This window comes from Tamlana sp. I1, assembly GCF_015355625.1.
Taxonomy (GTDB): Bacteria; Bacteroidota; Bacteroidia; order Flavobacteriales; family Flavobacteriaceae; genus Pseudotamlana.
Map to the genome: position 1 here is coordinate 1 of NZ_JACLAF010000014.1, position 16499 is coordinate 16499.

The 16499-nt window shown below is 34.4% G+C and carries 13 protein-coding genes; 10 read left to right on the forward strand and 3 right to left on the reverse strand.

Annotated features, from left to right (window positions below; all coding sequences use genetic code 11):
* The first annotated feature begins 1810 nt into the window (after positions 1-1810).
* Both H6X70_RS13265 and H6X70_RS13270 read left to right on the forward strand, forming a co-directional pair.
* Positions 1811-2671, forward strand: a complete 861-nt coding sequence (locus tag H6X70_RS13265; RefSeq protein ID WP_194768174.1) for a class I SAM-dependent methyltransferase — start codon at positions 1811-1813, stop codon at positions 2669-2671.
* Positions 2672-2906: 235 nt separating this feature from the next.
* Entirely contained in the window at positions 2907-3422 is a 516-nt protein-coding gene (locus H6X70_RS13270; protein ID WP_194768175.1) for an OmpH family outer membrane protein, read from the forward strand.
* A 289-nt stretch (positions 3423-3711) separates the two neighbouring features.
* On the opposite strand, the gene H6X70_RS13275 is transcribed toward H6X70_RS13270, so the two are convergent.
* Positions 3712-4860: an ATP-binding protein gene (locus H6X70_RS13275; protein ID WP_194768176.1), complete on the reverse strand. Its 1149-nt coding sequence runs from the start codon at positions 4858-4860 to the stop codon at positions 3712-3714.
* A 311-nt stretch (positions 4861-5171) separates the two neighbouring features.
* On the opposite strand from H6X70_RS13275, the gene H6X70_RS13280 reads away from it, so the two are divergent.
* The 3 genes from H6X70_RS13280 (at position 5172) to H6X70_RS13290 (ending at position 9024) form a co-directional block, all read left to right on the forward strand.
* A complete protein-coding gene (locus tag H6X70_RS13280) occupies positions 5172-6359 on the forward strand; it encodes a phosphoglycerate kinase (protein ID WP_194768177.1) in 1188 nt (395 codons plus the stop codon).
* Positions 6360-6438: 79 nt separating this feature from the next.
* Positions 6439-8022, forward strand: coding sequence for a LysM peptidoglycan-binding domain-containing protein (locus tag H6X70_RS13285; protein ID WP_194768178.1), 1584 nt, complete (start codon positions 6439-6441; stop codon positions 8020-8022).
* Between the two features lie 18 nt (positions 8023-8040).
* The gene (locus H6X70_RS13290; protein WP_317171473.1) at positions 8041-9024 is read left to right on the forward strand and encodes a DUF4837 family protein; all 984 of its coding nucleotides are present in this window, start codon (positions 8041-8043) and stop codon (positions 9022-9024) included.
* 631 nt (positions 9025-9655) lie between these two features.
* Here H6X70_RS13290 and H6X70_RS13295 read toward each other — a convergent pair.
* Positions 9656-9952, reverse strand: coding sequence for a GIY-YIG nuclease family protein (locus tag H6X70_RS13295; RefSeq protein ID WP_194768179.1), 297 nt, complete (start codon positions 9950-9952; stop codon positions 9656-9658).
* A gap of 123 nt (positions 9953-10075) precedes the next feature.
* On the opposite strand from H6X70_RS13295, the gene H6X70_RS13300 reads away from it, so the two are divergent.
* Positions 10076-10669: a hypothetical protein gene (locus tag H6X70_RS13300; RefSeq protein WP_194768180.1), complete on the forward strand. Its 594-nt coding sequence runs from the start codon at positions 10076-10078 to the stop codon at positions 10667-10669.
* Between the two features lie 310 nt (positions 10670-10979).
* Here H6X70_RS13300 and H6X70_RS13305 read toward each other — a convergent pair whose 3' ends face one another.
* A complete protein-coding gene (locus H6X70_RS13305; RefSeq protein WP_194768181.1) occupies positions 10980-11165 on the reverse strand; it encodes a twin-arginine translocase TatA/TatE family subunit in 186 nt (61 codons plus the stop codon).
* 159 nt (positions 11166-11324) lie between these two features.
* On the opposite strand from H6X70_RS13305, the gene H6X70_RS13310 reads away from it, so the two are divergent.
* Genes H6X70_RS13310 through H6X70_RS13325 form a run of 4 tightly spaced genes read left to right on the forward strand, consistent with a single transcriptional unit; the run spans position 11325 to position 16494 of the window.
* Positions 11325-12194 carry a M23 family metallopeptidase gene (locus H6X70_RS13310; RefSeq protein ID WP_194768182.1) on the forward strand — a complete coding sequence of 290 codons (870 nt, stop codon included), beginning with the start codon at positions 11325-11327 and terminating at the stop codon, positions 12192-12194.
* The gene (locus tag H6X70_RS13315) at positions 12195-13682 is read left to right on the forward strand and encodes a GH3 auxin-responsive promoter family protein (RefSeq protein ID WP_194768183.1); all 1488 of its coding nucleotides are present in this window, start codon (positions 12195-12197) and stop codon (positions 13680-13682) included.
* 44 nt (positions 13683-13726) lie between these two features.
* Positions 13727-15418: a DUF6909 family protein gene (locus H6X70_RS13320; RefSeq protein WP_194768184.1), complete on the forward strand. Its 1692-nt coding sequence runs from the start codon at positions 13727-13729 to the stop codon at positions 15416-15418.
* A gap of 5 nt (positions 15419-15423) precedes the next feature.
* On the forward strand, positions 15424-16494 hold the full coding sequence (locus tag H6X70_RS13325; RefSeq protein ID WP_194768185.1) for a hypothetical protein: 1071 nt from the start codon (positions 15424-15426) through the stop codon (positions 16492-16494).
* Positions 16495-16499: the final 5 nt, after the last annotated feature.

Here is a 16499-nt window from a genome sequence, read left to right on the forward strand (position 1 = left end):
AATAGTTTTTTATGAAAAAGACTTCGACAAGCTCAGTCTGACAATCACGGATTTCATTTGTCTTTTTAGATAAATTTATAATAGGGGATATGAATTTTGAATTATTTGTAAATCCAATTAGAAACTAAGATGTCACGCAGAGCCTGTCGAAGCGTTTTTTAAAAGTATAGTTTTTTTTGTGAAAAGCCTTCGACAAGCTCAGTCAGACAACTATGGTTTTCATTTGTCTTTTTTAGTTGGTTCTATATTTTTTGATAAAAAGATGTTTGTTTTGAGTGTTGCATAACGATAAATATTATTCATTTAAAAGGGAAAAAAATAAATAGAGGTTTTAGAATATTAAACCATTTGTAAAGCTATTTGAGAAGTAGAATGTCACGCAGAGCCTGTCGAAGTATTTTTTAAAGCATAGTTTTTTTGTGAAAAGCCTTCGACAAGCTCAGTCTGATAATCACGGATTTCATTTGTCTTTTTTTAGTTGGTTCTATGGTTTTTGATAAAAAGATGTTTGTTTTGAGTGTTGCATAACGATAAATATTATTCATTTAAAAGAGAAAAAAATAAATAGAGGTTTAGAATATTAAACCATTTGTAAACCCATTTGAGAAGTAGAATGTCACGCAGAGCCTGTCGAAGCGTTTTTAAAAGCATAGTTTTTTATGAAAAAGCCTTCGACAAGCTCAGTCTGACAAAAGGAGTTTCATCTGTCTTTTAGATTAATTTAAAATAGGGGATATGAATGTTGAATTATTTATAAATCCAATTAGAAACTAAAGTGTCACGCAGAGCCTGTCGAAGCGTTTTTAAAGAATAGTTTTTTATGAAAAAGACTTCGACAAGCTCAGTCTGACAATCACGGATTTCATTTGTCTTTTTAGATAAATTTATAATAGGGGATATGAATTTTGAATTATTTGTAAATCCAATTAGAAACTAAGATGTCACGCAGAGCCTGTCGAAGCGTTTTTTAAAAGTATAGTTTTTTTTGTGAAAAGCCTTCGACAAGCTCAGTCAGACAACTATGGTTTTCATTTGTCTTTTTTAGTTGGTTCTATATTTTTTGATAAAAAGATGTTTGTTTTGAGTGTTGCATAACGATAAATATTATTCATTTAAAAGGGAAAAAAATAAATAGAGGTTTTAGAATATTAAACCATTTGTAAAGCTATTTGAGAAGTAGAATGTCACGCAGAGCCTGTCGAAGTATTTTTTAAAGCATAGTTTTTTTGTGAAAAGCCTTCGACAAGCTCAGTCTGATAATCACGGATTTCATTTGTCTTTTTTTAGTTGGTTCTATGGTTTTTGATAAAAAGATGTTTGTTTTGAGTGTTGCATAACGATAAATATTATTCATTTAAAAGAGAAAAAAATAAATAGAGGTTTAGAATATTAAACCATTTGTAAACCCATTTGAGAAGTAGAATGTCACGCAGAGCCTGTCGAAGCGTTTTTAAAAGCATAGTTTTTTATGAAAAAGCCTTCGACAAGCTCAGTCTGACAAAAGGAGTTTCATCTGTCTTTTAGATTAATTTAAAATAGGGGATATGAATGTTGAATTATTTATAAATCCAATTAGAAACTAAAGTGTCACGCAGAGCCTGTCGAAGCGTTTTTAAAGCGTAGTTTTTTTATGAATGCCTTCGATAATCTCAGTCAGATAAATGGAGTTTCATCTGTCTTTTAGATAAATTTTAAATAGAGAATAATAATATTAAATCATTTATAAGTTCGATTTGAAACTTAAATGTCTCGCTGAGCTTGTTGAAGCGTTTATAAAAATTATAAGAAATTAAATAAAATTACTGCATTCGTGGCAAAACAAAACCCCAATCAAATTCATTTAAAAGTAAAAGATTATTCTGTTTCTAAGGAGGTTTTTGAGTTAATCCAGAATACCGAATTTGGTTTTTTAGAAACAACGCCAAAACCAAGTTTAGATAAATTACCAGAGTATTACGAAAGCGAAGATTATATTTCGCATACCGATTCGAAACGAAATCTTTTCGAAAAAGTGTATCATTTAGTGCGAAGTATTTCGCTTAAAAGTAAATTGAATTTAATCAATTCGGTTTCATCAGAAAGTAAAGTGCTTTTGGATGTAGGTTGCGGTACAGGCGATTTTTTACAAACGGCTCAAAATAATAACTGGAAAGTTTCGGGAGTAGAGCCTAATCATGATGCGCGACAAATTGCAAATTCTAAAACAAATCAGTCTGTATTTGAAACTGAAATGCTTTCTAAGTTTGAAGCAAATCATTTTGATGTGATTACGCTTTGGCACGTTTTAGAGCATTTACCAGATCTAGAAAATCAAATCGAAATTTATAAAAAACTCCTAAAACCGAGTGGAACTTTAATTATTGCTGTCCCTAACCATAAGAGTTACGATGCTGCTTATTATCAAGAATTCTGGGCGGCTTATGATGTGCCAAGACATCTTTGGCATTTTAATAGTGATTCTGTTTCAAAATTGGTTGGAAAGTTTCAAATGCAGGTTGTAAAAGTAAAACCGATGTGGTTTGATGCTTTTTATGTGAGTCTGCTTTCAGAAAAATACAAATCAGGAAAAATGAATCCTTTTAAAGGTTTTTGGATTGGATTACTGTCAAATTTAAAAGCTTTGTCTTCAAAAGAGGCTTCTTCCTTAATTTATATCGTTAAAAACGACTAAAAATCATTTTAAACTATTTATTTCTGTTTCTATTTATTAAAACAATCAAATACAAGCCGAATTTTAAAAACCTGCTTAAATCGCTTTATTTTGAGTCAAAATTAATAGAGAATAATTATGATCTTTCGATTTTTAAATAGTTTTATCTTATATGTTAAATTCAAACGAATTCAGCATTTGATTTTATTTTACTTTCCTACATTTGTCCGAACCTAAAAAAAATAATTAATCAAAAATGAAAAACATAATTTTCCTGGCAATTGTTGCCATCGCATTTACTTCTTGTCAGCAACAACAAAAAATTGGTTATATCGATAATGGTGTCGTAATTAACGATTTTCAAGAAAAAAAGGATATCGAAGCCAAGTTTCAAGTTAAAGATGCTGCTTTTAATAAAAGAGCCGATAGTATCGGACAAGCATTTCAAATGGAAGTTCAAGAAGCACAAAATGTAGCAAGAAAGTCTACACAAGCGAAGGCTCAAGAAATCATGGCTGGTTTGCAACAAAAACAACAAATGTTACAGCAGCAAATGCAACTTGAACAACAAGAAATAGCAAAAGAATTTCAAGTTCAAATAGATTCTACAATAGCTAAGGTGAAGGATTTTGTTAAAGATTACGGTAAGAAAAATGGCTATACGTATATTTTAGGAACTAGCGATGCGGCTTCAACGGTTCTTTACGGTAAGACTGAAAACGATTTAACAGAAACGGTTTTAGAAGCTTTAAACGCAGCTTACGAAAAGTAATTTTAAATACAGTTTATTTAATACAGAAAACCACCTCGAATACAGGTGGTTTTTTTGTGCGTGGGTTTTTCTAAACATGAATAAATCGTGCTCCTCACTTCTTTGTGAAGGGAGGACAATTTCGATAAAATCGAAATTAGGAGGGTTAAAGGACAACAAATAGAGGTTTTTAACTTATGAACTGCAGTGTTTTTAAAACCTGATGAGTTTGAAGAAACTAGAGTTTTAGGAATCACAAATACCCATATAAAGCATTTATAATCAATTTATTACGATTGTTTTAAAAAACTTATTTCTTGTGAAGTAACCGCGTTAATTTAATAGATAAATCGGTTAAAATAATTTTCGAATTGCCGTTGCGTTCAATATGGTAAATGGCGTCTTGAAGTTCGTTGCTTATTTCCATAATATTATTTCCATGAACAAAAGGCGCGAAATTTTCAAGCTTAAATTTTTCAGTTTTAGGCTCGAAATACACTAAATCTGTCGCGTTATAATTCAGCATTAAGGCTTGTCTGAAAAAATCCAAACAGAAATTTAAAAACTGCTTTTGTGTTTCGCGACCTGTTTTAGAGATGTCTTCGCTCCACGAAATTAAATCGTGAATGGCGGCTTTGTTTCCTTTGGCTTTAAAGGCACTTCTAATCCAAAAAATAAACCAAGTTTCAAACTGGGTGTCTTCAGAATCATGATACACCAAATCGCAGGCTTTATTATAATTTCCATTAGATTGGTGTGCAATTTTAGTAGCTATAGAAGGCTCTAAATTGTATTGTTTTATCAGGGATTCTTTAATTACGTTTTCGGCAAGTGGTGGAAAATGTAAAATTTGACAACGGGACCTGATGGTGTTTATAATTTGCTCTTCATCTTCAGCAATTAAAAGAAAAATCGTTTTGTTTGGTGGTTCTTCAATCAGTTTTAAAAGTTTGTTGGCACAGGAGGTATTCATTTTTTCGGCCATCCAAATCAGCATCACTTTATAGCCACCTTCGTATGCTTTTAAACTTAGTGATTTTACAACTTCCAAAGCTTCTTCAACCCCAATTTGCCCTTGTTTATTATCAACTCCAAGCAATTTGTACCAATCAAAAAGGTTTCCGTAAGGTTGTTCTTTTAACAGTTGGCGCCATTCTTCTAAATAAAAACTAGAAACGGGTTTACTTTTCACTTTGTCGCTAGTAGTTACAGGGAATGCAAAATGCAAATCGGGATGCGACATGTTGCTAAATTTTAAATTGCAACTTTCGTTTCCGTTGTTATTTTCGCCTGCTTTATTCGCACATAAAATATATTGGGCATAGGCCAACGCCATGGGTAAAGTGCCTGTGCCTTCGTTACCTACAAACAATTGGGCGTGTGGTATTCTACCATTATCAACGCTTTGCGTGAGGTGTTTTTTAATGTGTTCCTGGCCTAAAATTTCGGAGAATAGCATGAAACAAACCTACATAATTTTTTAGTTTTTACAGTGAGATATTTTTGTAAAAGTGAGGCAGTTTTGAGAGCTTCTTAAGTATTTGAATGATTTTATTACTGAATTTTGTAAAAGTTTTAAATTTTAAAATGCATTTATTTTGTAAACTAAGGACGCTTGAAAACAAGTCTTTTAGAACGTTTTTTTAAGAATTGCATATATTTTTAAAAATCTTTAAAAATTCAAACGTTTTCGTAAACAAACACATTTTTTTGCACTTCATAATTAGTTACATTTGTGCAACAATTATTTAAAAGACAAAATATAGACCTATGAAAACGTTGAACGATTTTAATTTCGAAGATAAAAAGGCATTAATTAGAGTGGATTTTAACGTCCCTTTAAATGAAAATTTTGAGGTAACCGATGCAACTCGTATTGTATCTGCAAAACCTACAATAATAAAGATTTTAGAAGATGGCGGAAGTTGCATTCTTATGTCTCATTTAGGTCGTCCAAAAGGATTTCAAGAAGAATTTTCTTTAAAACATATCGCAAAAAAAGTTGAAGAAATTTTAGGAGTAGAAGTAAAATTTGTGTCAGATTGTGTTGGACCAGATGCTGAAGAAGCGGCTGCTAATTTACAACCAGGACAAGTTTTATTATTAGAAAACTTACGTTTTTACAAAGAAGAAACTGCTGGTGATGTTGCTTTTGCTGAAAAATTATCGAAATTAGGTGATATTTATGTTAATGATGCCTTTGGTACTGCACATAGAGCGCATGCTTCTACAACAATTGTAGCGCAGTTTTTTGAAGGTAAAAAATGCTTCGGAAAATTATTAGCTCAAGAAATTGAAAGCATTCAAAAAGTAATGGAAACTGGAGAAAAACCTGTTTTAGCTATTCTTGGTGGAGCAAAAGTGTCTTCAAAAATTACCATTATTGAAAATATTCTTGATAAAGTAGATCACCTTATTATTGGTGGTGGAATGGCCTTTACTTTTGTAAAAGCGCAAGGTGGAAAAATAGGCGATTCTATTTGTGAAGACGATAAAATGCCATTGGCTTTAGAAATTTTAGAGCAAGCAAAAGCTAAAAATGTACAGGTTCATATTCCTATTGATACCGTTGCTGCTGATGCGTTTAGTAACGATGCTAATAAACAAACCGTAGATATTACAGCTATTCCTGATGGTTGGGAAGGTGTTGATGCTGGACCAAAATCGATCGCTTTATTTGATAAAGTTGTTAACGAATGTAAAACCATTTTATGGAACGGCCCATTAGGTGTTTTTGAAATGGAAAGTTTTGCAAATGGTACTATCGAATTAGGAAATTCTATCGCTAACGCTACTAAAAACGGCGCTTTTTCACTAGTTGGTGGCGGTGATTCGGTTGCGGCTGTTAAGCAATTTGGATTTGAAAATAAGGTGAGTTATGTAAGTACTGGAGGTGGTGCAATGCTAGAAAGTTTAGAGGGTAAAACACTCCCTGGAATTGCTGCCATACTAGAATAAAAGCCTATAAGTTTTTAATTTAGCGTAAAATACACGAATTTTGCCATAATATCGTTCAATATTCATTGATATAGATCTTATGGCATTTCGTTTTTTTATATTCTTCGTACTTCTAAATATAGGCACTGGTTTCTCTCAAGTGCAAGATTCAATTTCAGTTCAACAAATTCAGGTTAAGGAAGATTCTTTAATTATTCAGAACACAAAAATTAAAGACACCTTAATAGACGGCAAGACCCAAGTTGTTAAAACCGTTGCGGTTGATAGTTTTTCAATTAAAAGCTTAAAGGATCATGAACTGGCTGCTAAGTTTGATGCTAAATGGCATGACGAGCTTTATAATAACACACTTTACGATTCCATGTATAAATCGGTTAAGGAGCTGGATTACGAACCTGTTGATTATCCAGAATTATCTACCGATACGCTTAAAGTACGTTTAGCCGCATTAAATGCTAAAACACCTTTTAATGTGGAATATAATCCCGCTTTGGAAAGTGTGATTAAATCCTATTTAAAAAATAGACGCAATACATTGCAGCGGCTTATTAATTTAAGTGAATTCTATTTTCCTTTATTTGAATCGGAATTGGATAAAAACGATATTCCTTTAGAAATAAAATACTTAGCTATTGTAGAATCGGCTTTAAAGCCAAGAGCGAAATCTAGAGTAGGGGCTACAGGTTTGTGGCAATTTATGTTTACTACCGGAAAAGCCTATGGTTTAGATGTTAGTAGTTATGTTGATGAGCGTAGCGATCCCATAAAATCTACCGTAGCTGCCGCAAAATATTTATCGAAACTCTATGCTATTTTTGGCGATTGGGATTTGGCTCTAGCGGCCTATAACTCAGGGCCTGGAAATGTAACTAAAGCGATTAGACGCTCTGGTGGATACCAAAATTATTGGAATATTCGTCCATATTTACCACGAGAAACCGCTGGGTATTTACCTGCGTTTTTGGCGAACATGTATATTTTTGAATATGCCAAAGAACATGGTTTCACAGAAGATAAGCCTGAAATAGCCTATTTTCAAACAGACACGGTTAGAGTGAAGCACATGATTACACTCGATCAAGTTTCAGAAGTTACGGGAACTTCTATTGAAGAACTTCAGTTTTTAAATCCATCATATAAATTAGATATTATTCCAGTTGTTAAAAATGAAAATTATGTTTTAAGGTTGCCTTTAGATGTGATTGGAAATTTTGTTAACAATGAAGATACAATCTATGCTTTCGCTAAAGCGGAATTTGACAAACGTGAAAAGCCTTTACCACAGTTTTTAAAATCGAATGATAAAATTACGTATCGCGTAAAATCTGGAGATTATCTTGGGAAAATTTCTAGAAAATACGGGGTGCGTGTTAGCGATATAAAACGATGGAACGGACTGCGAAGCAACACTATTGATGTTGGTCAGCGCTTAACCATTTACCCTAAAAAACCTCATGTTGAAGCGGTTAAAACCAGCAGTAGTACCCAGAAAACGACTGCTATTTCTGGCGAACATATAACTTATACGGTTAAAAGTGGGGATTCACTTTGGAGCATCTCTCAAAAATTTTCTGGAGTTTCTATTCAAAATATTAAAGATTGGAACGGTATTAGTGGGGATAAACTAAAACCAGGTTTGAAACTTAAAATTTCCAAGGGGTAATTTCAAAAACTTTATAGTATGATGAAAAAAATTATTTTTCCAGCATTAGTTTTATTGCTGTTAGTTGCTTGTGGTAAAAAACAAAAGTCTGATGAAGAGAAGTTTCTTCCAGATGCTTCCGGAACGATTAACAACGTGTCTGTAGTTACAGAAAACGATTTGTGGGATGGCTCGATAGGTGATGCCATTCGTGCCGTTTTAACCAAGCCTATCTATGGTTTACCTCAAGACGAACCTATGTTTAGTATTAATCAAATTCCTTCGTCGGTTTTTTCGGGATTTGTAACAAAAAACAGAACGGTTTTAATCATAAAATTGAATCAGGAAAAAGGCATTAAATTTTTAGATAATGTCTATGCAAAACCCCAAAAGGTGATTGTTGTTTCGGGGAAAAATCGAAATGAAATTATTGAAACACTTTCTGAAAACGAATCCAAAATTATTGAAACGTTTAGGAAATCGGAGTTGGAAGAGAGACAGCGTCAAATGGCAAAATCGCCACATACATTCAAGTCTATTAAAGAAAAGTTAGGTTTAACGTTACAATTTGCTTCCATTTACAGAAAAGCCAAAGAAACCGATAATTTTTTCTGGTTTAGAAAAGACATCACCACAGGAACAAATAATTTAATGATTTACGAGCTGCCATTAAATGCTATAAAAAGAAATGATAGTGTGGTTAATCAAATTATAAAAATAAGAGACTCTATCGGACAAAAATACATTGAAGGTCCTTTAGAAGGCTCGTATATGGTTACAGAAGACGCTTATGCGCCCTTTATTACAGAAACCATTATAGATAACAAACCAGCCTTAGAAACCCGCGGCATTTGGGAAGTTAAAAATGCGTTTATGGGTGGCCCATTTATTAATTATGCCATTGAAGACCGTGTTAATAACCGCTGGGTGGTTATTGAAGGTTTTGCCTTTGCTCCTTCTGTAGAAAAAAGAAATTACATGCTGGAATTAGAATCGATTATAAAATCGGTTAAAATTGATTAAAAACAGCTGTTTTTTAATAGTTGTCAGTTCGAGTGATGCGACCCAAGGAGCATTGTATCGAGAACAGTTTTTCAAATATCCCCTAGAGGGTTTTATAGGGGTGTTTTTCAAATATCGCGATAACGCTTCTCGATACAATTCCGACAAAACCCCGATATGCATCGCGGTTTCACCAGAATCACTCGAAGTGACAAAATAAAGCGCAATGTCAGTTCGAGTGATGCGACCCAAGGAGCATTGTATCGAGAACGGTTTTTGAAATATCCCCTAGAGGGGATTATAGGGGTGTTTTTCAATTATTACGTTAAAGCTTCTCGATACAATTCCGACAAAACCCCGATATGCATCGCGGTTTCATCAAAATCACTCGAAGTGACAAAAGTAAGCACGATGTCAGTTCGAGTGATGTGACCTTAGGAGCATTGTATCGAGAACAGTTTTTGCAATAACCTCAAGAGTGGATTATAGGGGTGTTTTTCAATTATTACGTTAAAGCTTCTCGATACAATTCTGAAGAAAAATCAGAATCACTCGAAGTGACAAAAGAAGCACGATGTCAGTTCGAGTAATGCGACCCAAGGAGCATCGTATCGAGAACCGATTTGAATACATCATATTAATTATCGAGAACTTATTCTGTTTTAAATTTCTTCTTTGCCAGATTAGGAAGCTTTTCAAACTCACCATTAATTAATGCTTCTTTTTTAGCTCTCGACCACTTTTTAATTTGTTTTTCGGTTTGTATGGCAATACTTGGTTCTGTAAATTCCGCATAAAATACCAAGTGAATAGGCCTTCGGTTGTGCGTATAGCTTTCAGGATAGCGTCCTGTTTTGTGTTCTTCAAAACGCTTTGATAGGTTTGAGGTAAAACCTGTGTAATAGGAGTCATCTGAACATCTTAAGATGTATACATAGTAAATTTTCATGGTATTAAGATAGTGCTTCTCGCTACAATTCTGAAGAAAAATCAGAATCACTCGAAGTGACAAAAGAAGCACAATGTCAGTTCGAGTGATGCGACTCAAGGAGCATTGTATCGAGAACGGATTTTGAAATATTCCCAAGAGGGGATTATATGGGTGTTTTTCAAATATCTAGTTAACGCTTCTCGATACAATTCTGAAGAAAAATCAGAATCACTCGAAGTGACAAAAAGAAAGCACGATGTCAGTTCGAGTGATGCGACCCAAGGAGCATCGTATCGAGAACAGTTTTTGAAATATCGCCAAGAAGGGATTATAGGGGTGTTTTTAAAATATCGAGCTAACGCTTCTCGATACGATTCTGAAGAAAAATCAGAATCACTCGAAGTGACAAAAAGAAAGCACGATGTCAGTTCGAGTGATGCGACCCAAGGAGCATCGTATCGAGAACAGTTTTTGAAATATCGCCAAGAAGGGATTATAGGGGTGTTTTTAAAATATCGAGCTAACGCTTCTCGATACGATTCTGAAGAAAAATCAGAATCACTCGAAGTGACAAAAAGAAAGCACGATGTCAGTTCGAGTGATGCGACCCAAGGAGCATCGTATCGAGAACAGTTTTTGAAATATCGCCAAGAAGGGATTATAGGGGTGTTTTTAATTATTGAGACGAAGCTTCTCGATACGATTCTGAAGAAAAATCAGAATCACTCGAAGTGACAAAAAGTAAGCATAATGTCAGTTCGAGTGATGCGACCCAAGGAGCATTGTATCGAGAACCGTTTAGAAATATCCCCTAGAGGTGATTATAGGAGGTGGTTTTCAAATATTGAGACGAAGCTTCTCGATACGATTCTGAAGAAAAATCAGAATCACTCGAAGTGACAAAAAGAAAGCATGATGTCAGTTCGAGTGATGCGACCCAAGGAGCATTGTATCGAGAACTGATTTGAAATACTCATTCAATATACCCTATACAAAAAAAGACCAACACAATGTGCTGGTCTTTTTTTTATAATTAAAATAATAACTACTCTTTTTTATTGGCGCTAACGTCTTCCTCTTCCTTGCTAGCGTCCTTGAATTCCTTAATTCCACTACCTAATCCACGCATTAATTCTGGTATTTTTTTACCTCCAAATAATAATAAAACAACCACAACTATTAATGCGATTTGCCAAGGTCCAATGGCCAATGGTAACATGTATAAATTCATAATAATTAATTTAAAAAACAAAGTTAATAATTAAAGTTTAATAAAATCGTTTTAAGGCTAACTTTAGCATTTCTGAAACTATTTTCCTTTTCGGAATTATATCATACTTTGCTTGAAGAATCTTAGTATTTCATAAATTCTATTTATTTTTGCTTTCCAATGCCAGATAAAAAAAAGAAACCAAAAAGACGAATAAGAAAACTGCTGGATAAATACCGGCTAGTAATTCTTAATGAAAACACTTTTGAAGAGCGTCTTTCATTCAAATTAACACGGTTAAATGTGTTTGTAATGGGCTCTTTAATGGCGGTGTTTTTCATTTCTATAACTTATTTAATTATTGCTTTAACGCCGTTAAGAGAATATATTCCAGGCTATTCTTCAACAGCATTAAAGAAAAAAGCAACCGAGTTAAGCTATAAAACCGATTCTTTACAGCAAGTTATTATCATGAACGATCGTTATTATGGTTCCATAAAAAAAGTACTTACTGGCGATGTGAGTTCGGTGGATATTAATCGAGATTCTATTATTAACGCCGTGCAATTGGAAGCTAGTGAAGTGGATTTAAAACCTATTGCAGAAGATTCAATATTGCGACAAAAAGTAGATAAAGAAGATAAATACAACCTTTTTGAATCGGCAACCTCGTCAACAAATTTTGTGTTATTTCCGCCAGTAAGCGGTGCTATAAGCGAATCGTATAATACAAAAGATAAACATTATGCTGTCGATATTGTGGTCGCTAAAGACACCCCAATAAAAGCAACGGCCGATGGCGTGGTTATTTTTGCCGAGTGGACCGCAAGCACAGGTTATGTAATTATTCTTGAACACAGTCAAGATTTAATTTCCATTTATAAACACTGTTCGGCACTAACAAAAGTGCAGGGCGATTTGGTTAAATCTGGCGAAGTGATTGCTACCGCTGGAAATACAGGCGAATTATCAACAGGGCCGCATTTGCATTTTGAACTTTGGAACGATGGTTACCCCATTAATCCAACCAACTTTATCGATTTTAAATAGATGATATCACTAAAAGCCGCCATTGCAAAACCATTTGCAAAACACATTTATAAAAAGGTTCAAAAATGGGCAAATAACCCTGTGGAAACTCAGCAACGTGTTTTTGAAAACCTGATTTCCGATGCAGCAGAAACGGCTTTTGGAAAAGATCATGATTTTGTAAGTATTAATAATCATGAAGATTTTGTAAAGCGTGTGCCAATTAGAGATTACGAAGCTTTAAAACCCTATGTAGAGCGTGTGGTTGCGGGCGAAGCCAATGTGCTTTGGAAAGGCAAACCGTTATATTTTGCGAAAACATCTGGAACCACATCTGGAGCTAAATATATTCCGCTTACCGCGGAAAGTATGCCGAATCACATTCAAGCTGCTCGAAATGCTATTTTAATGTACATTCATGAAACGGGGAAAACCAAGTTTGTAGATGGTAAAATGATTTTTTTACAAGGAAGCCCCGTTTTAAAAGATCAAAATGGCGTGCAACTTGGACGATTATCGGGTATTGTGGCGCATTATATTCCTAAATACCTTCAGAAAAACAGACTGCCATCTTGGGAAACCAATTGCATTGATGATTGGGAAACTAAAGTTGATGCTATTGTTGAAGAAACCTTGCCTGAGAATATGACGGTTATTTCAGGAATACCATCTTGGGTTCAAATGTATTTTGAAAAGCTTCAGAAAAGAACCGGAAAGAAAGTAGGAGATATTTTTAAAAATTTCAACTTATTTATTTTTGGAGGCGTTAATTACGAGCCCTATCGCGCAAAATTTGAAAACCTTATCGGAAGAAAAGTCGATAGCATCGAGCTTTATCCTGCCAGCGAAGGGTTTTTTGCCTATCAAGACAAGCAAAACGAAAAAGGCATGCTGCTTTTACTAAATTCAGGCATGTTTTATGAGTTTATAAAGGCTGAAGAGTTTTTTAATGAAAACCCAAAACGCCTCACCATTAAAGATGTCGAGGTTGATGTAAATTATGTAATGATTATTTCATCAAACGCCGGACTTTGGGCTTATAATCTTGGCGATACCATTCAGTTTACTTCAACAAAACCGTATCGTGTTATTGTTTCTGGGCGCATCAAACATTTTATTTCAGCTTTTGGCGAGCATGTTATCGGAAAAGAAGTGGAACAGGCCATGCAAGAGGCGACTTTAAATTCAAATATTAGGGTTTCAGAGTTTACGGTAGCCCCTCAAATTAATCCTACCGAAGGTTTGCCGTATCACGAATGGTTTATCGAATTTGAAAACGAACCGGAAGACCTTTCCGCATTAGCGAAAAAATTAGATGCCTCACTTCAAAAGCAAAACACCTATTATTTCGACTTAATTCAAGGGAAAGTATTGCAGCCCTTAAAGATTACAAAAGTTAAGAAGAATGGTTTTCAGGACTATATGAAATCGGTTGGAAAGCTAGGCGGACAAAATAAGATACCAAGATTGTCTAACGACCGAAAAATTGTAGAGGGTTTTTCGCATTAAGATTAAATCAATAATACTATCTTTGGCGAGGATTTAAAATAGGCATGGCAAATAATAAAAAACATCATACACGAACTAGAGCACAAGAGAGTTCCAACGCGATTGAGCGGATGTATATTACCATGCGCCATTTATTTAACCGTGGGTTTTATAAGCCTATGGGCATTTCGGGTGAAACCTTAAGAGAATCTTTACTGCTTTTAAGACCTGAAATTTATGGTTCTGTTGCTGAAGAAAAAGCCGAATTGGAAGGCTTATTGTATGTAATTGATCGCTTACCACAAGGGATTGAAGAATGTACTTTTATAAATTTAACCAGTGATGAAGGCTATTCGAGTTCGCATTTTAAACCTATAATTCCAAAGAAACGTCGCCGAAACTGCTACCGCATTGATGCCGAGCAAATGAATATTGAAATTACCCGGGGCCGATCGGAGATTTACGATATTTTAACACACCTCACCTTTATTTTTATCGAATCGCATAAAATTGGGCGTCGTGTTTTAATTAATGAAGATGGCGCCACCACTAGAGATTGGAGCAAACTTGAAACCGCCGTACTTTCTAAAAAGAAATTGACTCAAGAAGCCAGAGAGGTGGCTATTTCGCATACCGCTAATATTTTAGGTCGCACGTTTAACGAAATTATGGCGCTTTATAAAGCATACGCCATGCCATCGCAGCCCGAGCGTTTTTTACATATTGTGTATTGGCTGGGTAAGTTGGCTATTGAAGAACTTATAAATAATAATAAAAGAACCATTACGTTTAGTCCGGTGTTGCGTGAGCGTATTGGGCATCATATTCATGGTGAAATTTGGGCAGATACCATAAAAGAAACCTTGTATAAAAACGATTTGTTGGAAAAGCCCATTCATATCATTAGTGCGAACATGCATAGTGTGATGAATACTCTTTTTGCAACAAAGGTTTTAAAAGCAAAAGACGCTAAAAAAGATGTTTTTGAGGTGTACGAAGCTTTAAGTAAGGAAGAAAACGAAGGGTTACGCAAGCAAGTCGCTAAAGAAGCGACTCAAAATGGCATGATGTATATCAAAGATACTTCGGGTGCTAATATTGATGTTCAAGTTTTCGATACTGCTAAATTTAATACTGCTAAGCTTGGAATTCCAGTTTCGGAAACGGTTTTAAAAGACAAGCAACCCGTTATTGTGGTTATGGATTATGCCTTCGGAGAACAGGCTTACGAAACCATTGACGAATTGCTGAAACCTTATAAAGTAAAAAACAAGAACATCCATCTAAATGTAGATTCAATTTCCATAATGGGGAAAGCAGGCATTTTAGAAGGAGGTAAAGGCGATATTATGATACCTTCGGCTCATATTTTTGAAGGAACCGCGGATAATTACCCTTTTAAAAACGAATTAAAAAAGGAAGATTTAGAAGGGCAAGGCGTTGGTGTTTATGAAGGTTCAATGATAACCGTTTTAGGAACCTCATTACAAAACAAAGACATTTTAAAATTCTTTTATAACTCCACATGGAATGTGATTGGTCTAGAAATGGAAGGGGCACATTACCAAAAAGCCATTCAAGCCGCTTCAAAAGTACGGGGGAGTATTCAGTCTAATGTCAAAGTAAGATATGCCTATTATGCTAGCGACAATCCCTTAGAAACTGGGGCTACATTAGCCTCGGGAGGTTTAGGAACTTCGGGTGTTAAACCCACTTATTTAATAACACAAACCATATTACAACAAATACTTAATTAATAATTATGAGTCAAGATTTGCAAAACCCGCAACCACAACAATCTGAAGAAGTCGATTTAGGGCAATTATTTAAACTAATTGGTAAGGCTTTCGATCGTTTCTTTAAGTTTATAGCCAGTATTTTTATTGGGATCTATAAGGTTATTTTGTTACTACTGGTTCATATATATTCGCGTTTCGTATGGTATGCAGGAGCCGTTGTAGTAGGTGTAGTTCTTGGGTTTTTTATAGATAAAAATACCGATAAAATGTATGGTGCCAATATGTTTATTGAAACCAATTTTAAGTCGGCACGACAAGTTTACGAAAACGTTAAGCAGTTACACCAATTAGCAGAGGATGAAGATACTTTACAATTGGGGAAAATTTTAAATATAGATCCATCTAAGGCAACGAAATTAAAAGGATTTTATATAACACCTGATGTTGATGAAAATGAAATCTCTGAAATGTATTCCGAGTTTTATTTGAAACTAGATTCTTTGTCTCGTGTAACGATGACTTACGACCGATATAAGGAGTCTTTAATTTCAAGTAATTTCCCTATGCATAAAATTGGTGTGGCTTCTACCGATAAATCGATTTATAAAAAAATAGAGCAAGGGTTTACCAATAAGCTTATTGATAACCCGTATTTAGAGGAATTGTTACAAGCTAATAATAAAGTTTTAATCCAAGAGGAACAAGCTTTAAAAACTCAAATAAATAAAACAGACTCTTTGGTAACACAGTATCTTAAAATTAGAGTGTTAGAGTCTCAAAAAGAACCGGTTCAAGGTTCTGGAACCAATTTATATATGGGTGATAGTGAGTCGAATGGCTTGTTGGTTGATGAATCTAAAATTATTGAAAAACGTTTGGCTTTAGAGCGTCAAAGAAGAGAGGTAATAAAAAGACAAGCCGAGGAAAAAGGGGTTGTTAATGTATTAGCTGGATTTCCAGAAACTGGTTATGATATTAGGGAGTGGACCGATAAAATGAAATTTGTTTTACCTATAGCATTATTTTCAATTATCTTTTTGTTTTTCATTGTGCTAGGCTTAGGGAAATTTTTAAAATCGCAAACACAAAAATAAAACAG

Coding starts and splice junctions, on each gene's coding strand:
- H6X70_RS13290 (WP_317171473.1), top strand. CDS start 8,041: ATGATGAAAAAAATTATTTTTCCAGCATTAGTTTTATTGCTGTTAGTT.
- H6X70_RS13295 (WP_194768179.1), bottom strand. CDS start 9,952: ATGAAAATTTACTATGTATACATCTTAAGATGTTCAGATGACTCCTAT.
- H6X70_RS13315 (WP_194768183.1), top strand. CDS start 12,195: ATGATATCACTAAAAGCCGCCATTGCAAAACCATTTGCAAAACACATT.
- H6X70_RS13310 (WP_194768182.1), top strand. CDS start 11,325: ATGCCAGATAAAAAAAAGAAACCAAAAAGACGAATAAGAAAACTGCTG.
- H6X70_RS13275 (WP_194768176.1), bottom strand. CDS start 4,860: ATGCTATTCTCCGAAATTTTAGGCCAGGAACACATTAAAAAACACCTC.
- H6X70_RS13325 (WP_194768185.1), top strand. CDS start 15,424: ATGAGTCAAGATTTGCAAAACCCGCAACCACAACAATCTGAAGAAGTC.
- H6X70_RS13320 (WP_194768184.1), top strand. CDS start 13,727: ATGGCAAATAATAAAAAACATCATACACGAACTAGAGCACAAGAGAGT.
- H6X70_RS13270 (WP_194768175.1), top strand. CDS start 2,907: ATGAAAAACATAATTTTCCTGGCAATTGTTGCCATCGCATTTACTTCT.
- H6X70_RS13285 (WP_194768178.1), top strand. CDS start 6,439: ATGGCATTTCGTTTTTTTATATTCTTCGTACTTCTAAATATAGGCACT.
- H6X70_RS13280 (WP_194768177.1), top strand. CDS start 5,172: ATGAAAACGTTGAACGATTTTAATTTCGAAGATAAAAAGGCATTAATT.
- H6X70_RS13305 (WP_194768181.1), bottom strand. CDS start 11,165: ATGAATTTATACATGTTACCATTGGCCATTGGACCTTGGCAAATCGCA.